Raw genomic sequence first — 25,370 nt, 5'->3', positions numbered from 1 at the left:
GTCTCATGCAATACGAAGGTCAAATCTGCCGCCCGCCCATGGAACGGGCCTCGTTCATGCTGCCGGTGACAGTCGGATGTTCTTATAACCAGTGTACCTTCTGTACACTTTTCAAGCACCTGAATTTCCGTGTCCTGCCCCTTGCCCAGGTGGAGGCGGAGCTGGGGCGCGTGCGGGCGCTAAACGGATCGCCGAAGCGGGTGTTTTTGGGAGACGGGAACGCGTGCCAGCTTCCGTTTGAGCACCTGTGTGAGATTTTAAGGCTGATCCATCAGTATTTCCCGGACTGTACGTCCATCGGCATGGATGCCACGGTCACGGATGTGAGTAAAAAAAGCGGGGAAGAACTGAAACGTCTCAGGGAAAATGGTCTGGACATCGTCTATGTGGGGATTGAAAGCGGGCTGGAGGACGTCCTTCTGCACCTTAAAAAGGATCACGGCCTGCGGGCCGCCTACGAGCAGACGGCAAGGCTTAAGGAGGCGGGCATCGCCTACGGCGCCCATTTGATGCTCGGGACGGCGGGAGCCGGCCGCGGCCTTGAAAACGCGGAAAAAACAGCGGAGTTCATCAATCGGACAGGGCCGGAGCGGATCATCAACACGACTATGTTCATCCACCGGCGGGCGCCGCTTTTTAAGGAGATCGAGGACGGAAGCTTTGTTCCGGCTTTGGAACTGGAAAGCCTTTTGGAGGAACGGCGCCTCATGGAGAAAATTTCTGTTCCCATCAAGATGTACGACGGCTTTCACGATGTGATTGAGGTTCGGACGCGCGGGCGGCTTCCCGAAGACCGGGAAAAGATGTTATCCCATCTGGACGAGGCCATCCGGCGGGAGGAAGCGAACCCGAAGAGAGAGGCTGTTTTCTTTGACTGACCGAAAGACAGAAAAACGGGCAGGCAGATTCTGGAATTTCCAGTTCTGCCTGCCCGATTCTATTTAGCACTGAGCTTCCCTGTAATGGAGATCCGTCCGGCCCAGCTTTTCGAGAACGACGTTCATATCAAGGGTCATGGTGCCGTCCTCCAGCTTAAAGCAGGGGATTCCGATCTTTCCGGCTTCGCGCACCCCGGCGAACAGGTCGTCGTGGTCTCTGAGCTTTAAGAACTTTTTCATATTTCCTGTGGTTTCGGTGATATCAAAATACATGAAGGGAATTTCATGCTCATTCAGAAAATCTTTTGCTTCCCTGCAATTGATGCAGGCATCCATTCCATAAATTAAAAGCTTCATGGGAATCTCCTCCTCGTTTATGTAAAAAGCGTTTCTTGTTACCATCATTATAGTCTTTTTGAAGGAAAAATGCAATCAAATCTCAGAAACCTTTTCGTGAGGCCGCAAAAATGCTGACAAACAGCAGAAGGTGCTAACGGCCGCCTTCCGTCTCAAAAAAATCCCGCTCGGAAAACAGGCATACATTCTCAATAAAAGTCTCCGTATCATATTGATCGGCCATCTCCAGGTAGCATTTGATAATCCCGAAGTAGAAATCCGCCAGCAGGGAGGCAAAGATCGGATGCGGGATTTTGGAGCGGTATCCCTTTTCTTCGGCTTCCTCCAGCTTTTCTGTGAGGATCTGGCGCAGGCCATTCTGGAGAATTTTCATCAGCTCCCCGTCCTGGTTCGCCCCGTAGATTTTCCGGTACTGTTTCATGTTTTCGTTGATGTGACGGATTAAAACCATGAGGAAATCGCGGATGGATTCCCGGTTTTTGAAGCAGATGACGTCTTCTGTGAGCCCTACCTCGTCGACGAGGCCGCGGAGGCAGCAGTGGAGCAGGTCATACTTGTCTTCAAAATATCGGTAAAAGGTGGAACGCGGCACCAGGGAGGCATTGCAGATATCCGTCAGGGTGATCCGCTCAAAGGGCGAATCGGCCATGAGCCCAAACAGGGTGCGGCTTAAGAGAAGATATGTCCGGCGTGCGGAGACGCTGGTTTTCGATGTTGTCTGATTCATAACAGGCCTTTCTTAACTGTCTTAAAATGGACACTTTCTGAAAAGTGTCGCATTTGGGTCAATTCAAAAAAAGTGATTCTTGAGTATTGTATCATAAAATAGGATAATATTGCAAGCAAGGAAGAGAGAACAAAAGGACGAGGATGAGACAGCATGAAGATCATGAAAACGGCAGCGGCCGCCGTGACGATGGCCGTATTTTTTATTTTCTTTGGCGGTGAGCCTGGCCTCTCAGCCATGGCGGCAGAAAGCCCCACGGAAAGCGGGTTTCGGGAAATCGACGGGGACTGGTACTACTTTTTTGAAGACGGCTCTGTCAATAAAGAAGATCTGTTCCTTGATAACGCCGTCTATGAATTTACCGAAAACGGGGCACTGAAATCTGCCCGATGGCAGGATAACACCGGCGGCGGGGCGTACCCGGCCGGCTGTTATGACGAAGAGACCCAGGCGCTTTTTGATGAGATGAATGAAAAGAAGCGGGAGCTGTATTTTGAGGAATACCCGGAGCGGGAGGACGGCTTCGATACGGATCTTCCCGTGTATGATAAGTACGCAGGCTTTGAGATGGACATGGAGCTTAACAGGGCGGCGGCCCATAGGCTTTCTGCGGCAAGGGAGAGCCGTTATTCGGACGGGAAGATTCCGGACGAAGGGACGGCAGGCGACTATCTGGCCGCGGTTTATGGCCGGAAGCATGCCACCTGCCTGGAAGTTTACATAAAATCCTGCGACGGGGCGGACGAGGCCTTTGAACGGCTCCTTAAGGAGACGGAAGACAGGTACGAGATCCGGGGAGACCGGCTGCGCTCTCTGGAATATTACAGGAGTGTGGGCATCGCCCATGAGGAGACAGACGGGCGGCACGCGTTTCTGATACTCTTCCTGCGTTAGAAAAAATTTGGCAAGGAGCAGAAACATGGGACAGAAATTTTTTAAGCGGCAGAAAGCGGAAGACACAGAAGGCATGGCGTTTCCTGCCAGGCTTGCCAGATTGATTATAAGAAGGCGCGGCCTCATCGAGAGCGTATTTGCAGTCGGCTGCCTGTTTTCCCTGCTGGCAATGTTTTTCGTGAATGTGAATTATGACCTGACGGAGTATTTGCCGGATGACGCCGAATCCAGCATCGGGATTGACGTGATGGAGCAGGAATTCGGCTATCCCGGGACGGCGCGGGTCATGATTAAGGACGTGAGCCTTTACGAGGCGAAGCAGTACAAGGATAAACTGGAGGCCGTGGACGGCGTCGATCAGGTTCTCTGGTGCGACAGCGCCGTCAACATCTATTCCGGTGAGGATTTCATCGACGAGGAGGAAATCCGGGATTATTATAAGGACGGCTGTGCCGTCATGGATGTGACATTTGTGGAGTCCGACGACTCCGACAGGACGTCGCGGGCCATCGACGAGATGGAGAAGATCACCGGGGAGAAGGGCCGCTTTACGGGCATGGCTGTCCAGAACAAGTCTCTGGAGTCAACGATGGAGAAAGAAATGAGCCGGATTCTTGTGGTGGCCGTCGTCATGATTCTTACGGTACTTTGCATCACGACATCGGCCTGGACGGAGCCGATTTTGTTTTTGTTTGTCATGGGTGTCGCCGTCCTTTTAAACAAGGGCACGAATATTTTTATCGGAACCATTTCCTTTATGACAGATAACGTGGCGATTATTCTCCAGCTTGCCACATCCATGGATTATGCGATTTTCCTGTTGGATGCCTTTTCCAGAGAGCGGGAAAACGGGGTGTCCGACGAGGAAGCCATTGTGACAGCCATCGAAGAGGCCATCAACTCGATTTTTGCCAGCAGCCTGACGACAGTAGTCGGTTTTCTGGCGCTGGTGTTCATGAAATTTACCATTGGTTTTGACCTTGGGCTGGTGCTCGCAAAGGGGATTGTTTTCAGCCTTTTGACCGTGGTCTTTTTCATGCCGGCCATGATTTTAAAGTTTGCGAAGTGGAACGATACGACGAGGCACCGTTCGTTCCTGCCGCCGTTTCAGAAATTCAGCCGGCGGGCGTACCATATGCGGTACGTGACGCTGGCGGTGATGCTTCTGCTTACGCCGTTCGCCTATGTGGCCCAGGGCATGAACGATTATCTGTATGGGAACAGTTCCGTGGGCGCAGCCGAGGGGACGGCCGTTTACGAGAGCAACGAAGAGATTACGGAGATTTTCGGCCGCAGCAACATGCTGCTGGCGCTCTATCCCAACACGTCGCCGGTGACGGAGGCAGCGCTTACGGAGGATATCGAGGCGCTTCCTTACGTGAAAAGCGTGACGTCCATGGCGAACACGCTCCCCGACGGGGTTCCGGAGGAATTCCTGCCGGAGTCCATGACAGAGCAGCTCCACACGGAGGACGCCTGCCGGATGCTCATCTACATCCGGACGAAGGAGGAGAGCGATCTGGCCTTTCAGTGTACCGATGAGATCCGCGGGATTCTCGAGTCTTATTATCCCGAGGGCAGCTACCTTGTGGGCCAGACGCCGTCCACCCAGGACATCAAAACCACGATCACGGCGGACAATATAAAAGTCAATGCGCTGTCCCTGGCCGGCGTATTCCTGGTTGTCATGGCCAGCTTCCGGTCGCTCATCATCCCGGTTGTCGTCATGATCCCCATTGAGGTGGCGATCTTTTACAACATGGCCGTCCCGTATCTGACCGGCGACAGCCTGGTGTACATGGGTTACATCATCGTCAGCAGCATCCAGTTGGGCGCTACGGTGGATTACTCGATCCTGCTGACGAACAACTACCAGAAGGCAAGGCGCACCATGACAAAGAGTGAGGCGTGCATGACGGCCATCGCCCGTTCCTGCCCGTCGATCCTCACCTCCGGCAGCATCATCACCCTGGCCGGCTACATCGTGCATTTTATTTCCACGACGGCGGCCATCGGTGATCTGGGGCATCTGATCGGCCGCGGCGGCCTGTTCAGCATGATTCTTGTTCTGACGGCCCTGCCGGCGCTTCTTGCCATGGCAGACGGCTGGATCGTCGAAAAGAAATGGCGGGCCGCCGCGAAGGCGAGGCAGGCCAAACGAAAGGAAAACGGAGGAGTGAAAGCATGAGACATCCATATAAAAGAGGGGCTGCGGCATTTCTCGCGGTGCTTGCGGCGGCCGGGAACATCTTTGCCGCACCGCAGGCGGCCTTTGGCGCCGGTGCCAAGGCCGGCGTGGAGGAGTCTGTTTACATAAATCTTGACTATTATGGGACGCCGACGAAGGTCAACGTGGTGAAGGCCATAAGTCCCAACGGGAAGACGGAATTTACCGACTACGGCGATTATCAGAAGGTGACGAACATGTCGGACGCCACGGAGCCGGAGCTCGCGGACGGGAGCGTCACCTGGAAGCTTTCCGGCGCGCCGGGAGAGCGGTTTTACTATGAAGCCGCCATGGACGCGGAGAAGACGGAGCTTCCCTGGACTTTTGATGTTTCCTATAAATTAAACGGCGTGCCGGCGGACGGCGATACCCTGGCCGGGGCGTCGGGGCTTGTGGAGATTCATATTCTGGCAGAGCCAAATGATAAGGCAGACGAGTATTACCGGAACAACATGGTGCTTCTTGCGGCCGTGCCGGTGGACCGGACGTCCTGTTACAGCGTGGAGGCCGAGGGCTCCCAGACCCAGAACATCGGGGAAAATACGTTTGTGGTGTTCACGGCCCTGCCTGGCGAGGAAGGCGACTTCACGGTTCGGATCGGGACGGACTGCTTTGAGACCATCGGCGTCGTCATGGCGATGGCGCCGGGAACCGTGAACGACCTGGAGCATGTAAAGGATCTTAAGGAGGCCAAGGATACCTGGAAAGAGGCAGGAGATGAGCTTTATGACAGCATGGATCAGATGGCCGCATCCATGGAAGCCATGGGGGACGGTGTGAACCAGCTCATTTCCGGCCTTCAGTCGGCGGAGGCGGCGAGGAAGACCTGGAGCGGCGCAAAGGACGGGATCCTGGCGGAAAACGACCAGGCGTTAGCGGCGTTTTCTGCGGTCGCCGGCCAGATGGAGGTCATGATCCCGCACATCCAGACGGCCAAGGACTCGGCCGAGGTGGTGCATGAGAGTATGGGCGGCATCGTGGACATCCTTGGCGACATGCAGGATCCCTTAAGGCGGTTAAATACCGGGCTCAGACGGATCCGGGGCGACGCGGAGGACATCTCCGGCGAGCTTCCTGGCCTCACGAGCCTGATGGAACAGCTGATTACTCTGGATGCAGCCCTGGAGGCCAGCACCCAGGCCTATGTGACGGGACTTGGGTCGTTAAGCGGAAGCCTGGGCCAGATTTCTGAGGATTATTACATGGACGCGGAGATCGCCACGCCGTCTGACGCGCCGGCGGCCATCCCCGGCGTCACCATGGACGGGAACGAGCTTTTGCAGGCTTTGATGGCGAGGAAGGGGTATCTGGAAAAGATTTCCGCCTCATCGAAGAGCCTGACTTCGGATCTTTCTCATCTGATGGAGGCCACTGGCGACTCGGCCAGGTACACAGCGGAGCTCATGGACGGGATGGACATGGTGATTGAGGATCTGACGGCGTTAAATGATTCTTTAGACATGTATTATCCCGATCTCCAGGCGGCGCTTGACGATACGCGGGTTTTGACGGAGCAGACGGCAGACGCCCTGAAAGCCAGTGTGGATGCGCTCTCGGCGCTTCAGAATACGGTAAGGGCCAGCAGCGATGACTTTGACGCGGCCGCCAGGGATACCATATACGGTAGCATGGAGCTTCTCGATAAGAGCCTGGGGCTTTTGGACAGCACCTCCTCCATGCGCGCGGCCGGGCGCACTATGAAGGACACGCTGGATGAGGAGTGGGAAGACTTAGAAGACGACACCCTGTTTTTGAACATGGATCCCAACGCCCCGAAGGTGTCGTTCACTTCTCCGGAAAACGCGGAGCCGGATACGCTCCAGATTATTCTGAGGACAGAAGAAATCAGCCTGGACGATGACGAGGAGGTTCTGGACGCTGAGACGGAGCCGGCTGACGTGAGCCCGCTTCAGAGGATGTGGAACGTGCTTGTGAAAATGTGGAATGCCATTGTGGAAATTTTTAAAAACCGATAAAGATTTTTGGAAGGAGAAGCTTCCCGTCCATGGCGGCATGGGCCCGGGAGGCGCCGGATCCGGGGAGGCATTCGGCGGCCGCAGGAACGTATCGTGAAAGGAAGTGGTTTTATGACAGGCTGGAAAAAGGGAATTTCCGCTGCTTTTATGGCGGCTGCTTTCGGCGTGCTTTCTTGCGGGACGGCCGCAGCCAGGACGCGGGAGGCAGTAGGGAAAGTTTCCCTTGTGATCGGCGCGGAAGCCGGTTTAAAGGAAGAAAACGGGGAAGTTTTTGTGACGCCGGACGGGGAAAATGCAGCCCTCTATACGGTTGAGGACGTCTTTGTCACAAATGAGGACGGCGAGGGCTTTCGGAACACGAACCCGCCGGAGGCGGAAATCACCCTCTCCGTAAACGATGACGAGGCATATTATTTTTCGGAGACAGGCTCAAAGGGCTTTAAGCTGCGCCTTTCGGAACGGGCAAAATCGCGGTATGATAAGGCAGAATTTGTGCGCGCATCGAGGGAAAACGACAGCTCTACGCTGGTTCTTACCATCCGCCTGCTGTTCGATGAGGACGCCGATACGGGGACGGCGCCTGCGCCGTCCGCAGCCGGCTGGTCTGCCGATAGGCCGGGGACGGCCTGCTGGAACGAGGTGTCCGGAGCCAAGTATTACCAGCTCCAGCTCGTCTTTCACGGAAGCTGGATCGGAGAGACACGTTCCATATATGGTACTAGTTATGATTTTTCCGGGGACATGGAGAACCCCGGGGAGTACCGCTACCTGATCCGGTCGGTGAGCCGGAAAAACAACAATAAGAGCGGCTGGCAGACTTCGGATGCCCTCGCTCTTAAGGAGGACGGGACGATGGAAGCTGTGGCCGGAGAATGTGCCGGGCAGTGGATGCAGGCGGCCGACGGCGTGCGGTTCTGGTGGCTTCGGGCCGACGGGACGTATCCGGCCGGAGAGTGGCTGAAGGAAGGCGGCAGGTGGTACCATTTTGATGAAGAGGGCTATATGCAGACCGGCTGGATCACCGTGGACGGGAAGGAGTATTATCTGGACCCGGAGAGCGGCGCCATGTATGAAAACACCGTGACGCCGGACGGGTATTTTGTCGGGCCGGATGGGGCGAGAATTGTGGATACCGGTGAGCCGTAACAGGCATGGGGCTGTTTGCATCACATGCCTGTCATTTTTCGGGAGCCTGGGGCGTACTGCCCCGGCTCCTTTTTCCTGCCGTTTTTGGCGCCTCATCTCTTGACAAGCAGGGAGAAAGGCAATATAATACGTTTATAGTCAATAAATTGACTATAAAGCTAAAAAAGGACGGTGAGCCATGACAAGGGAAGACAGAAGGAACGCATATCTGTACTGTAAATTCAGGGATGAACAGTTTGCCCTTTACGACGAGTACGCGAAACGCCACGGCATGTTAATGAAGACGCTGCTGGTGGTGAATGTCCTTTTTTATTCCGAGGAGGGGATGACGCAGACGGAAATATGCAGGAGAACGTTTCAGTCCAAGCAAACCGTAAACTTAATTATTAAGAATCTCCTGGCGGAAAACTATGTCACGGTCGCAGAAGTGCCGGAAAACAAGCGCAATAAAATTGTCCGGATGACAGAGGCCGGCCGCGGGTACTGCGAAAAGGTCGTCCGCCATATCACATGGGCCGAGGACACGGCAATGTCCATGTTTACGCCGGAGGAACAGCAGACGTTAATCGATCTGTCCCGGACATTTACAAAGAACCTTGCCAAGCTGGTAAATGAGGAAACGGAGGAGTAGGAATGGAATTTAACGAGGTCATAAATAAGAGAAGAACCAGCCGGGAGTGGACGGACAGGGAAGTAGACTTTGACGTGATAAAAAGAATCATCGGGGCAGGCATGAAGGCACCGTCCTGGGATCACTACCGGAACTGGCAGTTTATTGTGCTCCATACAAAGGAAGAAAAGGAAAATGCCTTTGGATATGCAAAATACATTGCAGAAAAATTTGATACGGGCCGGTACGAAAACAGGAAGCTGAACCTGGCCCAGGAAATGTACGCCTACGCCATGCCGCGGCAATATACGATGTTAGTGGACTGTCCGTACGTGATTGTCCCGCTGTTCCGATGCAGCAGGCTCAACGCCGAGTGGGTAAGCAAGCTGAACCCGCTGACGACGGCATGGTGCGTGGCTGAGAATATCATGCTTGCCGTCATCAACGAAGGGCTCGGCTACTCCCTGCGGATCCCCCTGAACAAGGAACACAACATTGTCCTTGAAAAACTCGGCGTGCCGCAGGGCTACATGACCCCTTGCTTCATCGGAGTCGGCTATCCCAAAGAAGACGAGCGGATTTTGGAGCAGTATGACAGCCGGCCGGACGGGCATATCCATATGGGGGCCTGGTAAATAACGAGGCATCGGTTCCGTTGGAATCGATGCCCCTTATAGTTTCTAGCGCCTTCTCCGGTCGTGCTTTTCGTAATATTTCTTCTTTTCCGCATACATTTTCTGCTCTGCGCCCTTTATCAGAAGGGACATGGAGGAGATATCCTGTCCGCACTGGATTCCCACGGAGATATTATAATCGGCTTTTGTCAGATCAGAATTCAGTGCTTCACTCCGCATTTCGAGATCCGCCTCTGCCGCATCCGGGACAAACAAAACGAACTCGTCCCCGCCTGTCCGGTAAATATATTCCGTATCGAAGTGTTTTCGGATCTCTTCGGCCACGGTACGCAGCATCTCGTCCCCCTTGTCATGTCCATGGGAATTGTTCATTTCATGGAGGCCGTTTGCGTCAATGTACACACAGGCCAGAGAACTTCTGTGTTGTGCAAAGATGCCGGGGAGATCCCTTTCATAACGGTTCCTGTTGTAGAGCCCGGTCAGGGCATCGTGATCGCCCTGCTTTTGAATTTCCGTGTAGCTTTTCAGGTTTTTGCAGAACATGCCGAAGCTGAACTGCATATTTTTAAGCAGCATTGCCGGTTCATGGCCCTTTTTCGTATTGCAGGCTGCCAGAATGCCGCAGATGCCTCCGCCCACGTCTTCGATGGGGACGGCGATCACATTTCTGATATCGGACAGTTCGCCTGCCGGAATCAGCTTTTTGAGTTCGCTTTCCCTGTAAGATTCATACATCTCATTGCCGGCAGCAAAGAATTCCAGAAACCTTCCGGCAGTTTCACGGCCGTCGGCGGCCCTGCGTTCCCCGGCCGGTTTGCCGTCTTCCCAGAAATACCATTTGCCGTCTTCTTCCTCGCTCAGGATCCAGAAACTGATTTTTTCAGCAGGCAGGATGCCGCCGAGCTTTTCCAGAGCCGCATAGATGTTTTCGCTTTTTTCATGTGCATTAAACAGAAGCTGCTCAACGTCATAGATATGGTTCAGCGTATCGAACCGCTTCTGCTTTTCATTCGTCACGCTCCGGACATAGCGCATCATCCACAGCAGGTACACGACAAAGCATAAAAGCTCGAACCCCAGGAAAATCCGGAGAATCTGTTCGATGGCATTGGCGCTTTCAAATACGACGCTCTCAGGCACGGACAGCGCAATCCGCCAGTCGTTGATATCCATGGGTTCATAATAAAAGTAGAGATATTCCCCGATGGTTTTTGATACGAATACGACGTACCGGCTTTCCCCGTTGGCCACTCCCTGCCGGAGCTGGTCCGCGTTATAGCCGGGAGCCATTTCCCGTTCGCCGAGTGCCCAGATATTTCCGGTGGCTCCGGGATGCCATGTGTCGATGAGGAAATCCCCGGTCTTTCCGTCTATGATATACAGAGCTGCTTTTTCGCCGTAAGCATTCAGATTGATCCCCTCCGGAAGTTCACCCGGCAGGATCACGCCGTACAGCATGGCCACAGTCTGGCCGTCCTGTTTTACAGGAACATAATGCCTCACGACATACGTGCTGCTATCGAGAATGTCGGTTTCGCGGTTCGTGATATGGATCCCCTTCGCGGCTTCTTCCTCAAAAGAGAGCTGTCCGCCGGCTTCTATGCGTCTCCCGCCCTCTGTGAGCACAATGTCGCCGGGCAGCAGCAGCTCGATGCGGGACATCATACCGATGTTGGTGTAGGAGTCCAAAAGCTTCCAAAGGTCAGGAGAAGAAAAATCCTGGTGCTGTGAGAGCACGGCCGAAAGCATTTCCAGCTCTTCCCGGTCATTTTTCGCATACATCTCAATGGTATCCGCCAGGTTCCCCGCCTCCTCATAGAGACGGTCAAAGCTTCTCTGTTCTTCCATGCGGCTTATGTAATTCGTCACGCCGAAAGACGCCGCCACAATAAAGAAAATCATGATGCCCGTCGTAATCAGGGGATATCCCCACCGGATGTCCGCTTTGGTTTTCTGCTGTTTTTGCTTTTTCATGCCAGCCAGCATAATTTTCAGCCTTCTTTTCTGATTTCTGGCGCCCGCCGTTGCCCGGCAGGGCAGGTGCATGTGATAAAAATTACAGCGCCATTATACAACAGGTTCCTTCTCTCTGCAAGACTTCTGTGTTCAGACATAAAAACGGCACAGCCCTGTTAAAGAAGCTGTGCCGTCAAAGCAGAAATTTTATTGATATCCAATGACAACGCAGACCATCATGATGATGACGCATGCCAGGATCCAGAGTCCCCAGAGCTTTCCGAAGAACTTCATCCACCTGTCGTAGGGGATGGCAGCCGCCGCGATGAACGGCATGAGGGAGCCGCCGTGGGGCTGTGCGTAGCCGCAGATGCCGTCTCCGAGACGGTAGGAGAGGACAAGAATCTGGCGGCTGATGTCGGAGAGGTCGGCCACAGGAGCCAGAATCGGCATGACGACGGCCGCCTGTCCCGTTCCCGAGGTGACGAATACGCTGGCAATCATGTTGATGATTAACATGGCCGGTGCCTTTAAAATATGCGGCAGGTAGTCCATGGAAGCCGCCATGCCCATGACGACGGTGTCCAGGATGTTGGCCTGATCCATGATGAGGGTACAGGCGGCGCCGAGGCCGACGATCAGGGCAGCAGAGATCATGCCCTTTGCGCCCTTTACGAACTCAGATGCGATTTTGCTGGGATTGTAGCCGTAGGCCAGGCCGCTTAAAATGCCCATCCACATGAAGACGATAGCGTTTTGCGTCAATGTCCAGCCGAATTTCAGGCAGCCGTAGATCAGGACGGCAAAGGAGCCTAAGAAGACGGCGAGAACCAGCCAGTGACGCTTTTCAATTTCCGCGTCCATCTCACTCATGTCAAAGGTCTTGATATCCGGACAGCCGTAGATGGCGCTCTTTGTGGGATCTTTTTTGCATTTTTCGCCGTAGCGAACGATGTAGGCGGTGGTAATCAGGTAGAGGATGACAAAGGCCGCGATCCGCATGGAAATGCCCGAGTAGGCGGGGAGTCCCACAAGCCCCTGGGCCACGGCTGTCGTTGAGGCAAAGATGCCGGAGGAGAAGCCGATTCCGATGCCCAGCATGACGATGGAAACACCGACGATGGCATCGTATCCCAGCGTGGCCGCCAGCATGACGCCGATGGGCGTAAAGCCGATGAATTTATTCGTCGACTGGGTGATGCCGATGCTGGCAAACAAAAGGACGAATAACGGGATAAAGAATTTTTCCTTCCCGCGGCAGGCCTTTGACAGACGGTTGCAGAAGGCGTGGAACATGCCGGTGGATAAGAGAACCTCCAGGCCGGCGCCGACGATCAGGACACCGAAAATGATGTCAGCCTGTTCCGTAAAGGAAGTCATGATGTAATTTGGTATTTCCCAGAAGGGAACGGGCGTTTTTTCGATGTAATGGAACGAATCTGCCACGACGACTTCCTGGCCGGCCTCGTTTTCGATCCGGTCATACTGTCCGGCAGGGATCACATACGTCATGATGGATACAAAAATTAAGATCATGAAGATCACGACGTAGCCGTGCGGCATTTTAAAGGCTTTTTTCTTCTTTGCTGCTTCCATGAGAATCCCCCTCGTATGATTTATTTTGCTTCGCTGTTTTCCTTTTCCAGGTTGCAGCGGAATTCTTCTTTTACTTTTGCTAAAAGCTCCGGTTTTTCAATGAGCTCCCAGGCGGAGCCGGCGATGATTTTTGCGCCAAAGATTACGGCGTCATGGGCTTCCTTCGTCTTTCCCGCCTCGATGTATTCCTGAGAGTGGGCCGCGGCCCCTTCGGGAACGAAGGCGATGCGGGCGCAGGTGCCGGGAACACGCCGCATGACGTTTCCGAAATCCGTGGAGCCGGTTTTTTCCCTGGCCGGACGGAGTCTCGGGGCGTTCACTGCCTTCGCCTGTTCCATGACAATGTCATTTAAAGAGAGAACCGGGATTTTATTGTCCACTTCCTTTTCGCGGATGATCTCCACCTCGGTTTCCGTCATCATGGCGGCGCCCTTTAAGACCTTTTCAAACCGCTCGCAGACGTTGTCGAGATAGGCGCGGTTGTAGGAGCGCACATAGGCGCTGGCCTCCGCGTATGCCGGAACCACGTTGGCCGGCGTCCCGCCGCAGTTTACGACAGTGTAATGCATTTTTACGTCGGAATTTACATGCTCACGCAAAAATTCAATGCCCTGGAACGCGAGGATCAGGCCGTCTAAGGCGCTCCTTCCTTTTTCCGGCTTGATGGCCGCGTGGGAGCTTGTGCCGCGGAAGATGATTTTATATTTGGTGTTTGCCAGGGACTTTACGTCCACCTGGGTGGCCGGGCCGCCGTGCATCATGAAGGCCGCGTCCAATTCCGTAAAATCGCAGCCCCTCTGGATCATCATGATTTTTCCGCTGACGCTCTCTTCGGCCGGCGTACCGTAGACGGTAACCGTATAGGGTTTATCGGTTTTTGCATCTTTTAAAGCCTTGGCGGCGGCCAGGATGCTGGGGCCCTGCATATGGTGGCCGCAGGCATGGCCGATTCCAGGCAGCGCATCGTACTCGCAGAGCAGGCCGATGTTGGGGCCGCCCTCGCCGTGATGGTAAACGGCGCGGAACGCCGTCTCGATGCCTGCCACGCCGCGTTCTACGAAAAAGCCTTCTTTTTCCAGCCAGCCGGTGAGGACAGCGGCGGCGTGGAATTCCTCAAGGCCGGTTTCCGGATGATCGAAAATATCGTCGGCCATGGCCGCAAGCTCGTCGCGCATGCTGTCTATCTCCTGAAACATTGCTTCTTTCGACATAAAAAAGCACCTCCGTTCGTTGATAGGGCAACTATACCAGAAGACGGCGGTGCTTGTACAATATGTAAAATTTAATTTATGGTTTTAGGTTTTTTATGGAAGGTTTGCATGAAGCCGTTAAGCTGTCAGGAAACGCTCGCCGTGGCTTTTTAAAATGTCCACCATGCCCTGCATGTAATCGGGCAGCTCCATGCCCTTTTTGTAGGCCGCGACAACGGCTCTTTTGTGGTTTTCCGTATCCATGATGTAAAAATTGACAGGCTTTTTATATTTGAGGTTGACGGCGTAGCCTTCGCGGATGAAGCTGATGCCGAGGCCTTCGGCCGCCATCTGGAGAGCAGTTTCCATGCTGCGGAAGATGCGGATGCGTCCCGGCGTCACATGGTGGCGTTTTAAAATAACGTCTTCCACATGGCGGCTGCTCTGCATGGGCGTGTGCAGGATCAGCGTCTGGCCGTTTAGGTGTTCCGGGCTCAGCTTGCGGTATTTTTCTCCGGGGACGTACTCGGCCATCTCGTTGATGGGATGGCGGACAGGGACGGCCATCAGGAATTCTTCCTCAAACAGGATTTCCGTCTCCATATTCCCGGTCACGTCGCTTTTATTGAGAATAATCATGTCCAGCTCGCCTTTTTTCAGCATCTCGTTGATGACCGTCAGGTTCCCCTCGCGGATCACCAGGTCCACCTGGGGCCATTTTTCCTCGTACTCGGCAATGACAGGCGGGAGAAACCAGGAACCGCGGCGCTGGGAGATGCCGAGCCGCAGGCGGCCGGCAGTTTTGCAGGCGATGTCGTAGATTTCGCTGTTGAATTCCTGTTCCAGCTTTAACATCTGGGCGGCCTTTTTCACATAGCATTCCCCGGCAAAGGTCAGCACGAACCGTTTCCCCTTCCGCTCAAACAGGGGGAGGCCGAGATTTTTCTCCAGGTTTGTGATGTAGATGCTTAAGGCCGGCTGAGAGATGAAGAGCCGTTCCGCCGCCTTTGTCAGGCTGCCGCATTCCGCCAGGGTGCATACATATTTCTGTTCCCGCAAATCCATAGTTCCCCTCCGTTTTCTGTGCTGATGTAGAAGTTTTTCTATATTATAGCAGTTTTTAGAAAATCTTACAAACGATTGGCGGATCATTAGAAAAATTTATACGGATCTTTAGCTTTTCTTATGATTTTTGGGTGAAGCGGCGGCTTCCAAAAAACGGGAAAGGCCTGCATAATTTGCCGTACCTGCTAATATGATGTAAAAAACGATTTCAGGGATGACCCATGAAAGAATATATCGAAGAGCGGGCAATCCAGATTGCCAATTATATTATTGATGAGAATGCGACGGTGCGGCAGACGGCGAAGAAGTTTGGGATATCTAAGAGTACGGTACATAAGGACGTCACCGACCGCCTCATCCACATCAACCCGACCCTCGCCGCCGAGGCCCGCGTCGTTTTGGACATCAACAAGGCCGAGCGCCATATCCGCGGCGGCCTGGCGACGAAGGAGAAGTACCAGCACCAGCTCCAGGCATGCAGCACAACAAAACCGTAAACAAAAATCCGCCGTTCCCTTCATGGGCCGCAAGAGTGTTTGCAGGCCGGGACGGCGGATTTTTCAAATCCCGCCCCGATACATCTCCCATTTGACAGATCCCCCTCCCCCCACTATAATAAGAAGAAAAACAAAACAGACAAGGAGCTTTTACCATGACATTCATATACCCTGCGGTCTTCACCCCGCACAAAGACGACAAAGGCTACCACGCCGCTTTCCCGGATCTGGAATGCTGCGAGGTGGACGGGCCGGATCTGGAGGACGCCATCGAAAACGCCAGGGAGGCGGCCTATAACTGGATTATGGTGGAGCTGGAGGAGGAAGAGTGCGACCTTCCCTTTGCCAGCCATGAAGACGACATCCATTTAGAGGAAGGGCAGTTTATAAGGCGGATCCTCGTAACCATCAAGCTTTTGCCGGATAACGACTAGGCGAACCAGACAGGCGTGCCGGCCTGCCCCGCCACTCACCGGAATAAAATAAAAGGTTTCCCAATAAAATGTAGCAAGTAAAATTGGGAGCCTTTTATTTTTATGTTTGGAAAGTGGAACTTAAAATGGAAAAAGCCGGGAAGAAGGGCGACAGCGGCCTTTGGCATTGTGGCGATCCTGGCGGCCGTCTGCATCGGCTTTACCGGCTGCCGGTCGGAGAACAATGCAGACGAAAAAATCCGCGATCTGGATTTTACGGTAATCGGCGAAAATGAAATTCCGGCAGAGCTTGCCGACATCATCGCCCAGAAGCGGGAAAAACCGTTCAAGCTTACATACGCCGACGGAAGCGACATGTACATCGTAGTTGGCGAAGGGCCGCAGAAAGGCGGCGGCTTCAGCGTTGCCGTGAAAGAGCTGTATGTGACGGAAAATTCCATCGTGATCCGGACAGAGCTCATCGGGCCGGAAAAAGACGAGGCCTCCGGCGCGGACATGTCCTACCCGGTACTCGTGGTAAAGACGCAGTTCATGGAAGAGCCGGTGGTGTTCCGGTAAAAAACAGGTATTTACTTGCGCCAGGTTTTCTGGTAGAATAGCGAAAGCTTAAAGGAAGGAAAAGCCGCCGGGCTGTTTTCTGGCTTAACCGGGACAGCCCGGCGGTGCCATACCGGCAGGAGAGCAAAGGAGATTACATGGAAGCTTCAGGAAGAGAAGACGCCCTTCAGAGGACAAGGGACATCGAGCGCAGCATCATCAAGCGGTTCCGGAAGGAAATCTGGCGGCCGTTCGTGCGGGCGCTCAACGATTATGACATGATAAAGGAAGGCGACAACATTGCTGTCTGCATTTCCGGCGGAAAGGACTCGATGCTGCTTGCAAAATGCATGCAGGAGATCCTGCGCCACGGGAAAATGGAATTCGGCTTAAAATTCCTTGTGATGGATCCCGGCTATGCGCCGGAAAACAGGGCGCTGATCGAGGAAAACGCAAAAACCCTGGGAATCCCAATCCATATTTTCCAGTCGGAAATCTTCGACGTGGTGGTGGATGTGGACGATTCACCATGCTATCTCTGTGCCAGGATGCGCCGCGGCTACCTGTATTCCAATGCGAAAAAGCTCGGCTGCAACAAGATCGCCCTGGGCCATCATTTTGACGATGTCATCGAGACGATTCTCATGAGCATGCTCTACGGCGCCCAGGTCAACACCATGATGCCAAAGCTCCACAGCACGAATTTCGAGGGCATGGAGTTAATCCGCCCGCTGTATCTCGTGAAGGAGGCCGACATCCTGGCCTGGAAGGACTACAACCATCTGCGGTTCCTCCAGTGCGCCTGCCGGTTCACCGAGGCGGCCGCCAGGGAAAACGAAGAGGAAAAATCCAAGCGCCAGGAGATGAAAAAGTTAATCGCCGGCTTCCGGAAGACCAATCCGTACATCGAGACCAACATCTTTAAAAGCGTGGAAAACGTCAATCTGGACGCCTGCATCGGCTATGTAAAGCACGGGGAGCGCCACAATTTCCTGGAGGAATACTAGGAAACCGGATAAAACCGGGAGACCGATGGCGTGCCTGCCCGAGGAGGCCCTAAAGAATCAGGACAAAATGCCATGCCCGTCATATTTAAAAGGACGCCGTCATAAACTTTCGTAAAAGCAGCAGCTTTGGAAAGGTTTGGTGGCGTTTTTTATGATGGAACTTGTGAAAAAGCATATCCATATGAACAGGCGGCGCGGGAATGTCACGTCCCAGATCACCCTGGACGACGATTTCAACGTGCCGGATTCCATGGACGATGTGGAGGAGCTGATTTTGGACAGCGGCGAAATTCAGATAGAATCAGCAAAAAATCTCGGCGAGAAGGTGGCCGTCAGGGGAAAGCTGAATTTCCGCGTTCTCTACCGGAAGCCGGACGGCGGCCTCATGACCTTGGCCGGGACACTTCCCTTTGAGGAAAATGTCAATGTGCCGGGGCTTAAGGAGCAGGACTTTCTCCAGGCCGGATGGGAATTGGACGACTTAAACATCGGCCTGATCAACTCGAGAAAATTAAGCGTCAAGGCTCTTGTGACCCTGAAAATCCAGGCGGAGACGCTCTACGACGCCGAAGCGGCCGTGGATGCGGAATTCGACGGGAATGTGGAAATTTTAAAGAAAACCATCACGGTGGCGGCCATTGCCGTGAGGCGGAAGGACACCTTCCGCGTGAAAGAAGTGCTGACGCTTTCGGGAAACAAGCCGGACATCGACACGCTGCTCTGGCAGGATCTCCGCCTGCGGGGCGTGAACACGAAGCCGTTAGACGGGAAAATCCATATCGACGGGGAGTTAATGGTATTCGCCATCTACGCCGGCGAAGGCGCCCAGGCCCAGATTCAGTGCTTAGAGGAGACCATCCCGTTTTCCGGAGAAGTGGAGTTAGAGGAGTCCGTGGAGGGGATGATCCCGTTTATCACCGTGCGGCTCATACATAAAGACATGGAAGTGAATCCCGACGCCGACGGGGAAATGCGGGAAATTTCCGTGGACGCCGTCATGGAGCTTGACATCCGGCTTTACGAGGAAGAACAGGCGGAGATTTTAAACGATCTCTATGCCCTCGACAGAGAGGTGGTGCCGGAGACCGGCGAGGCCTGCTTCGACCAGATCGCCGCCAGGAATACGTTAAAAAACAGGATCCAGGAGAAGGTGAGCCTGGAAAACGGCCAGCGGATTTTGCAGATCTGCCACAGCGACGGCGATGTGAAAATTGACGACGTACAGATTCATGACGGCGGCATCCATATCGACGGCGTCCTGGAAGTGCGCCTTCTCTACCTGACGGCCGACGACAGCTCGCCGGTGGGCGCCTCCGTAACCATGGTGCCGTTTCACGCCATGGCCGAGGTGCCGGGCATCACCGAAGACAGCATCTACCAGCTGGAACCCGGCTTAGAACAGCTTACGGCCGTCATGCTTGGCGGCGACAGCGTGGAAATCAAGGCCTCCGTCGTCATTGACACCCTTGTCCTCCAGCCGGTCTGCGCCCAGGTGATTTTAGGCGTCCGGGAAGAGCCGTTAGACATGGAAAAGCTTAAAAAAATGCCGGGCATCGTCGGCTACATCGTGCAGCCCGGCGACTCCCTCTGGAAGATTGCCAGGAAATTCCACACAAGCGTAGACGCGATCATGGCCGCCAATGACCTGACCGACAGCCTGATCCATCCGGGAGATAAGTTGATTTTAATCAAAGAAATCCGGGAACAGCCATAAAAATCTCCGGGAACCTGCGAAATCCCACAGGCTCCCGGAGATTTTTGCGCTGCAAAAGAAAAACCTGGCGCCGGCCTATTTCCTATTTGGAAAAATATGGCCGGATGCCAGGTTGCAAATCGGGGAGAATACCATATAATAGAGTATAAGCCGGTCAGCAAAACGAAAGTCCGCATCCGGCCGATGCTTTATATAGATCCGGGAATCCATGGTCTCCCGGGACGGTAATGGTATCCGAAACACGTGCCGTTACCGTTTACATAATCCGGATCTATGCGGCCACAAACCCGAACATCATCACATAATGGCAGAAGCTCCCGCCCATGACGAACAGATGGAAAATCTCATGGGAGCCGAAAAACCTGTGCTTTGCGTTGAAGATCGGAAGCTTTAACGCATAGATAATGCCGCCGATGGTGTAAATGATGCCGCCGGCGAGGAGCCATCCGAAGGCCGCCGCAGGCAGGGCGGAGACGATCTCGCTGATTGCCGTGATGCAGACCCAGCCCATAGCGATGTAGATGAGCGAGGAAAACCACTTTGGGCAGTTGATCCACAGGGCATTGATGATGATGCCGGAGACGGCAATGCCCCAGACAAGGGCCAGAAGCCGGTACCCGGCCTGGTTTCCGAGGACAATCAGGCAGACCGGCGTGTAGGTGCCCGCGATCAGGACAAAGATCATCATGTGGTCAATCTTTTTTAAGAGCTTGTTGACCTTTTCGGAAATATCGAAGGTATGGTAAGCCGTGCTGGCCGCGTAAAGCAGGATCATGCTGACGATAAAAACAGCGAGGGCCGCCACATGGAGATGCCCTGGCGCGTCTGCGGCTCTTAAAAGCAGGGGCGCCGTTGCGATGATGGCAGAAATCATGGCGATAAAATGAGTGAGCGCGCTGCCGGGATCTTTGATTTTCAGTTTCATAGACACTCCCTCCATTCTTGAGATGTTTATTACTGCGACATGTAGTTTTAAAAACTATATGTATTGTTTTTATATACTATACCACTTTGAAGAAAAATATGCAAGCGTTTTTCCGGGAAGACAAAGGAGGAACTCATGGAAGAAATTTTATATGCAGACAGTGATATTCTCGTGGCCGTCAAGCCGGCGGGCATCGAATCCCAGGCCGCCAGGCGGTTCGAGCCGGACATGGTGAGCCGCCTGAAGCGGTACCTTGTTGTAAACAAGTTATGCACACCGGGGAAAGAGCCGTATATCGGAGTTATCCACAGGCTGGACAAGCCGGTTTCCGGCATCATGGTCTACGGAAGGACGAAAAATGCCGCAGCCAGGCTGAGCAACGCCCTTCAAAACGGAAAAATGAAGAAAACATATACGGCTGTCGTATGTGGAAAACCTGTGAATACTGTGGATAACTTTGTGGATTACCTGGAAAAAACGGTGGATGGAAATTATTCACATGTTGTGGATAAGGGGAAAACCGGTGGAAAACGGGCCGAGCTGTCCTACCGGCTCGTGGATACGAGGGAGGAAGCCGGACAGATTTTGAGTCTTCTTGAGATCCGGCTGATGACGGGGCGGCACCACCAGATCCGGGTGCAGTTATCGTCCCACGGCCTTCCGATTTACGGGGACAGAAAGTACGGCGGGCCGGAAAGGGATTTTCCGGTGGGCACTCCGCTTGCCCTCTGCGCGTCGAAGCTTTCCTTCCCTCACCCAAAGACGGGAAAGGAGATGGAATTTTCCATGACGCCTTCCGGCGGCGCCTTTGAAAAATTTTTCCACGGCGAATAAACCTGCCGGATCGGCTCATACTAAGGTTTGTACAAAGGAAGTACAAATCAAAAAACAGGTGAGTCCATGGTGAAACCAGTCAAAAAACTGAAGAAAATTTTATTGATAATGGGAATTACGGGCGCGGTCTACGGAGGGTTCCGATACCTCCTGCCCCTCGTAATTCCCTTTTTGCTGGCTTATGCGGCGGCTTTGTGGATGCGGCCGTCGGTGCGGTTCATCGAGACGCGTTTCTGTTTCCGGTTCCTTGGAAAAGAGCGCCGGCTCCCAGTCTGGCTCATCGGCGGGGCCGAGCTTTTGCTTTTTTCGGCGCTTTTGTTCTGGGGGCTTTATCTCGGCGGAAAACAGCTCTTTTCTGAAATGCGTCTGTTCTTTGAGCGGTTCCCGGACTGGCTTCTCTGGCTGGATGAGTGGCTCACGGGCATCTGTCTTCGGGCGGAGGAGGCTCTTGGCCTGAAGGAAGGCCGCCTTGTGGGCTTTGCCGGGGACATGGTCGGGAGTTTAAAGGAGGCGGCCAGGCAGTCCACAATGCCGCTTCTCATGACGAACTCCATGGCGATTTTAAAGAAGGCGGCGGAAGCCCTGGTCTTTCTTGTGATCTTTTTTGTGGCGGCCCTGCTCTGCCTTCAGGAGATGGACGATCTGAGGGAGAAAAAGAGCCGCTCCACCTTCCATCGGGAGTTTTCGCTGATGGGGCGGCGGCTTGTGACGGTGGGCAATGCATGGCTGAAAACGCAGTTCATCATTTTGGTGCTGACGTCCATTCTCTGCATTCTGGCGCTGTTTCTGATCGGCAGCCCTTATGCGATTTTGTTCGGCATCGGCATTGGGCTTGTGGACGCGCTTCCGGTTCTTGGCGCCGGCGCCGTGCTGATTCCCTGGGGAATTGTGCTGTTTGCAGAAAAAGCATGGTGGCAGGGGACTGTGCTTCTCGTGCTTTACGCGGTCTGTTACCTGCTCCGGCAGTTTTTGGAGGCAAAAATCATGGGCGGGAAGGTGGGGCTTTCGGCCCTTGAAACGCTGGCATCCATGTATGTGGGGCTTAAGCTTTTCGGCCTCGTAGGCTTTCTTTTGGGGCCCATCGGCTACATTCTCATTGAGGATCTGGTGGATCTATACTGGGAAAAAGATTGACACGGCGTTTTGGGAAACTTAAAATGGAGAAAAACCAAAGAAAAGCGCCGGAGTTTTCCGGCGGCGGAAAGGAAACCATGGAACAGCATTCAGAAAGAGGCATGAACCAGTCTGCGAAGTTTATTCTTGCGGCAGGCGTGTTCTGCGCCTCCATGTCTTCCATCTTTTTTAAATTCATGACGGCGCCGAGCTGCGTCACGGCCACCTACCGGCTCGGCTGGACAGTCCTTCTTCTGACGCCTGCTGTCTTTTTAAGGCACAGGCGGGAACTTTTGTCCTTAAAAGCGGGAGAGCTAGGCTGGTGCGCCCTGGCCGGCGTCTTTCTGGCGCTGCATTTTTTCGTCTGGTTCGAGTCTCTGCGGCTCACGTCGGTTGCCAGCTCCACGGTGTTAGTCTGTACGGAGGTGGTGTTTGCGGCCTTCGGTTATCTGATCTTTTTTGGCCGCAGGATCCGGGGCATCGAGACGGCTGCCATCGCCGTGGCTGTCTTCGGGAGCGTCGTCATCGCCATGGCGGACGGCGGCGGGAGTGCCGGGGAACATGCCCTGGCCGGAGATCTGATGGCGCTGGCGGCCGCCGGGTTTTCTGCCCTCTATACGTTAATCGGCGTCAGGCAGCGGGGGCATATGAGCACGACGGTCTATACATACGTCCTCTACTGGGCCAGCTTTTTCACACTGCTTGTCATCGACATCCTCACCGGGACGCCAGTGCTTGGCTACGGGCCGATGGACTGGCTCATGAGCCTCTGTCTGGCCGTTTTCTGTACGCTCCTCGGCCACAGCATCTTCAGCTGGAGCCTCAAATACCTGTCCCCGACTTATGTGAGCACGGTGAAGCTTGCGGAGCCGGTGTTTGCGGCGGCAGCGGCATTTGTGATTTTTGCGGAGATGCCCGGCATGCTCCAGCTTGCAGGCGGCATCATTGTCCTGGCGGGCGTGTACCTGTACACGAAAAATGCCTAGAGGCAGGCGGAAATTTCCCTGAGCATGGCATCGGCGAAAATCTGAGCCGTCTCCATGTCGATGGGGACGGGCGTTTGTGAGCCGTACCGGGAAAGTGCCTGAAAAATCAGCGGGGCATAGGCCTGCGGAAGATGGGAAAGGCCCCACCGGCCGCCGGCCTCCTTGGAGAGCACCAGGCCTTCCGAAAGATACGCCGATACCCGGCAGAGATTTAAAATCACGTAGACGGGCTCCCGCAGCACGTCTTCCCTGGCCGTCTGGATGTCATGCCAGATGCTGTCGAGATAGGCCTCCTTTGGAACCTGGCCGAAAACACCGGCAATTTCCGCGCCGTATAAAGCAAGCCCAAAGTGGTTCAAAATCATGACGTGAGCCGCCAGGTCCCTGTCTGTGCCGTTCATCCTGCGGATATAGTCCTCCGGATCCCTTTGGAACCATGACAGGTGCATTGGGGAAAAATGGAGCTCAAAGGGCGTCGGATAGACGAAGGGAAGGCAGAATTCCCGTTTTAAAAAGCTGATTTCCAGCCCCTTTGCCGGGCCGCGGCCGTTTAAGGCCACAATTTCCTCCATGAGACGGCGCTTCTGACTGTCAGAGAGGGAAGTCTCTGTGACGGCCAGAAGATCCAGATCGCTTTGTCCCGCGTGAAAACAGCCCATGGCCATGGAGCCGTGGAGATAGACACCGGTGAGCGCTGTCCCGAGGACAGTCCGGCACAGTGTAATCAAATCGTCGGTCACATCCTGAAATTCCATGTCACATCCCTCACAAATCCCTGTTATTTCCATTTATTATAGTATTTGAACGGAATTCCGGTCAAGAAGGCGAAGAAGGATTCTCGGGCTTGACAAGAACATTACTATATGTTATATATAATATAGAACAAATAAAATAGATATATTCTTGTATCCGGCCGCAGGAATGCCTGCGGCTTATGGAAATAAAAGAGGGTGACTGTGATGGCAGCAAAGAGAGATTATTACGAGGTTCTCGGCGTCAGCAGGGATGCCGGCGCGGCGGAGATTAAAAAAGCATACAGGAAGCTGGCGAAAAAATACCATCCGGACTCCAACAAAGGGGACGCCCGGGCGGAGGAACGCTTTAAGGAAGCGACGGAAGCCTATGATGTTTTAAGCGACGAGGAAAAGAGGAAGCTTTATGACAGGTTCGGCCATGCCGCCTTTGACGGAACAGGTGCGGCGGCCGGCGACAGTGCAGGAAACGCCTACGGCGGCCCGGGCGGCTATACGGAGTTCCACTTCGACGGGAACGGTCAGGACATGGAAGACATCCTGAACCATATTTTTGGCGGCGGCTTCGGGAAAACGGGTGCCCGCGGCGGTTCCTTCGGCAGCAGCTTCTACGGCGGCTTCGGGGATTCCGGCAGCCGGCATTTTTACGGAAACGGCTTCGGCTTTGACGGCGGTTCCTTTGCACAGGACGGAGATGACCTGGCGGCGCAGGTGGAGGTGAGCTTTGAAGAAGCTGCCTTTGGCTGCAAAAAACGGATCTCCTTCCAGGGGGCAGACGGAAAGCGTCAGTCCCTGGAGGTCACGATTCCTGCGGGGATTGAGGACGGGAAGACCTTGCGGTTAAAAGGAAAAGGAATGCCGGGGATTGGAGGCGGCGCGCCGGGAAGCCTGATGCTCAAGGTGTGCGTAAAGGAGAAGCCGGGGTACCAAAGAGACGGGCTGGATGTTTACACGACGGTTTCCGTGCCCTTTACGATGGCTGTGTTCGGCGGCGAGGTGCCTGCCGATACGCTGTATGGACGCGTGCTATTAACCATAAAGCCGGGCACCCAGTCGGGGACGAAGATCCGGCTGCGCGGAAAGGGAATCGTCTCCATGAACCAGCCGGGCGTGCGCGGCGACCAGTATGCGTCGGTGGAAATCCAGGTTCCGCGGGATTTGAGCGCAGCCGCAAAGGAGAAGCTTAAGGAATTTGAGGCCGCCTGCGGGGGAAGCCGGCGGGGAAATGCGGCATAAATGAGGCATAACGGAATAGTAAGAAAGATGTAAGCATATTTCTGTATCTTTTCAAATGCTTTCGTGATAGCATAGAGC

Annotated in this window: 24 protein-coding genes; 16 read left to right on the top strand and 8 right to left on the bottom strand. The window is 54.1% G+C overall.

The features are described from left to right. The first annotated feature begins 5 nt into the window (after nt 1–5). A complete protein-coding gene (locus KE531_04090) occupies nt 6–878 on the top strand; it encodes a radical SAM protein (protein ID MBR9952810.1) in 873 nt (290 codons plus the stop codon). Nucleotides 879–941: 63 nt separating this feature from the next. Here the strand turns inward: KE531_04090 and KE531_04085 are convergent, their stop codons facing one another. Both KE531_04085 and KE531_04080 read right to left on the bottom strand, forming a co-directional pair. Continuing rightward, nucleotides 942–1,235 (bottom strand): hypothetical protein, encoded by a 294-nt coding sequence (locus KE531_04085; GenBank protein MBR9952809.1) that lies wholly within the window; start codon nt 1,233–1,235, stop codon nt 942–944. Between the two features lie 133 nt (nt 1,236–1,368). Then, complete coding sequence (locus tag KE531_04080; protein ID MBR9952808.1) at nt 1,369–1,962, bottom strand: TetR/AcrR family transcriptional regulator C-terminal domain-containing protein; 594 nt, start codon at nt 1,960–1,962, stop codon at nt 1,369–1,371. A gap of 153 nt (nt 1,963–2,115) precedes the next feature. On the opposite strand from KE531_04080, the gene KE531_04075 reads away from it, so the two are divergent. The 6 genes from KE531_04075 (at nt 2,116) to KE531_04050 (ending at nt 9,450) form a co-directional block, all read left to right on the top strand. Next, nucleotides 2,116–2,856 (top strand): hypothetical protein, encoded by a 741-nt coding sequence (locus KE531_04075; GenBank protein MBR9952807.1) that lies wholly within the window; start codon nt 2,116–2,118, stop codon nt 2,854–2,856. 25 nt (nt 2,857–2,881) lie between these two features. Then, nucleotides 2,882–5,044, top strand: a complete 2,163-nt coding sequence (locus tag KE531_04070; protein MBR9952806.1) for an MMPL family transporter — start codon at nt 2,882–2,884, stop codon at nt 5,042–5,044. Between the two features lie 38 nt (nt 5,045–5,082). Next, the gene (locus tag KE531_04065) at nt 5,083–7,059 is read left to right on the top strand and encodes a hypothetical protein (protein ID MBR9952805.1); all 1,977 of its coding nucleotides are present in this window, start codon (nt 5,083–5,085) and stop codon (nt 7,057–7,059) included. Nucleotides 7,060–7,170: 111 nt separating this feature from the next. After that, nucleotides 7,171–8,205 carry a hypothetical protein gene (locus KE531_04060; GenBank protein ID MBR9952804.1) on the top strand — a complete coding sequence of 345 codons (1,035 nt, stop codon included), beginning with the start codon at nt 7,171–7,173 and terminating at the stop codon, nt 8,203–8,205. A 178-nt stretch (nt 8,206–8,383) separates the two neighbouring features. Then, nucleotides 8,384–8,836 carry a winged helix DNA-binding protein gene (locus KE531_04055; protein ID MBR9952803.1) on the top strand — a complete coding sequence of 151 codons (453 nt, stop codon included), beginning with the start codon at nt 8,384–8,386 and terminating at the stop codon, nt 8,834–8,836. A gap of 2 nt (nt 8,837–8,838) precedes the next feature. Next, nucleotides 8,839–9,450, top strand: a complete 612-nt coding sequence (locus KE531_04050) for a nitroreductase family protein (protein MBR9952802.1) — start codon at nt 8,839–8,841, stop codon at nt 9,448–9,450. A gap of 45 nt (nt 9,451–9,495) precedes the next feature. Here the strand turns inward: KE531_04050 and KE531_04045 are convergent, their stop codons facing one another. The 4 genes from KE531_04045 to KE531_04030 form a co-directional block, all read right to left on the bottom strand. After that, entirely contained in the window at nt 9,496–11,436 is a 1,941-nt protein-coding gene (locus KE531_04045; protein MBR9952801.1) for a diguanylate cyclase, read from the bottom strand. A gap of 177 nt (nt 11,437–11,613) precedes the next feature. Beyond that, entirely contained in the window at nt 11,614–13,002 is a 1,389-nt protein-coding gene (locus KE531_04040) for a YfcC family protein (protein ID MBR9952800.1), read from the bottom strand. Nucleotides 13,003–13,022: 20 nt separating this feature from the next. After that, nucleotides 13,023–14,213, bottom strand: a complete 1,191-nt coding sequence (locus KE531_04035) for a M20 family metallopeptidase (GenBank protein ID MBR9952799.1) — start codon at nt 14,211–14,213, stop codon at nt 13,023–13,025. Nucleotides 14,214–14,330: 117 nt separating this feature from the next. After that, nucleotides 14,331–15,257: a LysR family transcriptional regulator gene (locus KE531_04030; protein ID MBR9952798.1), complete on the bottom strand. Its 927-nt coding sequence runs from the start codon at nt 15,255–15,257 to the stop codon at nt 14,331–14,333. A 221-nt stretch (nt 15,258–15,478) separates the two neighbouring features. Here KE531_04030 and spoIIID point away from each other — a divergent pair, with 221 nt between their 5' ends. The 5 genes from spoIIID (at nt 15,479) to KE531_04005 (ending at nt 19,446) form a co-directional block, all read left to right on the top strand. After that, nucleotides 15,479–15,754 carry a sporulation transcriptional regulator SpoIIID gene (spoIIID, locus tag KE531_04025; protein ID MBR9952797.1) on the top strand — a complete coding sequence of 92 codons (276 nt, stop codon included), beginning with the start codon at nt 15,479–15,481 and terminating at the stop codon, nt 15,752–15,754. 155 nt (nt 15,755–15,909) lie between these two features. Beyond that, nucleotides 15,910–16,188, top strand: coding sequence for a type II toxin-antitoxin system HicB family antitoxin (locus tag KE531_04020; protein MBR9952796.1), 279 nt, complete (start codon nt 15,910–15,912; stop codon nt 16,186–16,188). A gap of 102 nt (nt 16,189–16,290) precedes the next feature. Beyond that, nucleotides 16,291–16,746 (top strand): protease complex subunit PrcB family protein, encoded by a 456-nt coding sequence (locus KE531_04015; protein MBR9952795.1) that lies wholly within the window; start codon nt 16,291–16,293, stop codon nt 16,744–16,746. A gap of 137 nt (nt 16,747–16,883) precedes the next feature. Continuing rightward, complete coding sequence (locus KE531_04010) at nt 16,884–17,732, top strand: tRNA 2-thiocytidine biosynthesis protein TtcA (protein ID MBR9952794.1); 849 nt, start codon at nt 16,884–16,886, stop codon at nt 17,730–17,732. A 154-nt stretch (nt 17,733–17,886) separates the two neighbouring features. Next, nucleotides 17,887–19,446, top strand: coding sequence for a DUF3794 domain-containing protein (locus tag KE531_04005; GenBank protein ID MBR9952793.1), 1,560 nt, complete (start codon nt 17,887–17,889; stop codon nt 19,444–19,446). A gap of 271 nt (nt 19,447–19,717) precedes the next feature. Here KE531_04005 and KE531_04000 read toward each other — a convergent pair whose 3' ends face one another. Beyond that, nucleotides 19,718–20,371 carry a hemolysin III family protein gene (locus KE531_04000; GenBank protein ID MBR9952792.1) on the bottom strand — a complete coding sequence of 218 codons (654 nt, stop codon included), beginning with the start codon at nt 20,369–20,371 and terminating at the stop codon, nt 19,718–19,720. A gap of 135 nt (nt 20,372–20,506) precedes the next feature. Between KE531_04000 and KE531_03995 the strand changes: the two genes are divergently transcribed. The 3 genes from KE531_03995 to KE531_03985 all read left to right on the top strand — a co-directional run bounded on the left by KE531_03995 (nt 20,507) and on the right by KE531_03985 (nt 23,304). Continuing rightward, nucleotides 20,507–21,205 carry an RluA family pseudouridine synthase gene (locus tag KE531_03995; GenBank protein MBR9952791.1) on the top strand — a complete coding sequence of 233 codons (699 nt, stop codon included), beginning with the start codon at nt 20,507–20,509 and terminating at the stop codon, nt 21,203–21,205. A gap of 66 nt (nt 21,206–21,271) precedes the next feature. Further along, on the top strand, nt 21,272–22,339 hold the full coding sequence (locus KE531_03990; protein MBR9952790.1) for an AI-2E family transporter: 1,068 nt from the start codon (nt 21,272–21,274) through the stop codon (nt 22,337–22,339). Nucleotides 22,340–22,440: 101 nt separating this feature from the next. Next, complete coding sequence (locus tag KE531_03985) at nt 22,441–23,304, top strand: DMT family transporter (GenBank protein ID MBR9952789.1); 864 nt, start codon at nt 22,441–22,443, stop codon at nt 23,302–23,304. Here KE531_03985 and KE531_03980 read toward each other — a convergent pair. Continuing rightward, nucleotides 23,301–24,059, bottom strand: a complete 759-nt coding sequence (locus tag KE531_03980; GenBank protein ID MBR9952788.1) for a DUF4111 domain-containing protein — start codon at nt 24,057–24,059, stop codon at nt 23,301–23,303. The genes KE531_03985 and KE531_03980 overlap by 4 nt on opposite strands. A 204-nt stretch (nt 24,060–24,263) precedes the next feature. Between KE531_03980 and KE531_03975 the strand changes: the two genes are divergently transcribed. Further along, entirely contained in the window at nt 24,264–25,292 is a 1,029-nt protein-coding gene (locus tag KE531_03975) for a J domain-containing protein (protein MBR9952787.1), read from the top strand. Nucleotides 25,293–25,370: the final 78 nt, after the last annotated feature.

The sequence above is a fragment of the Eubacteriaceae bacterium Marseille-Q4139 genome (genome assembly GCA_018223415.1).
GTDB lineage: Bacteria > Bacillota > Clostridia > Lachnospirales > Lachnospiraceae > CABSIM01.
Note: the sequence above shows the minus strand (reverse complement) of the source record. Positions and strands in the feature narration are given on the sequence as shown.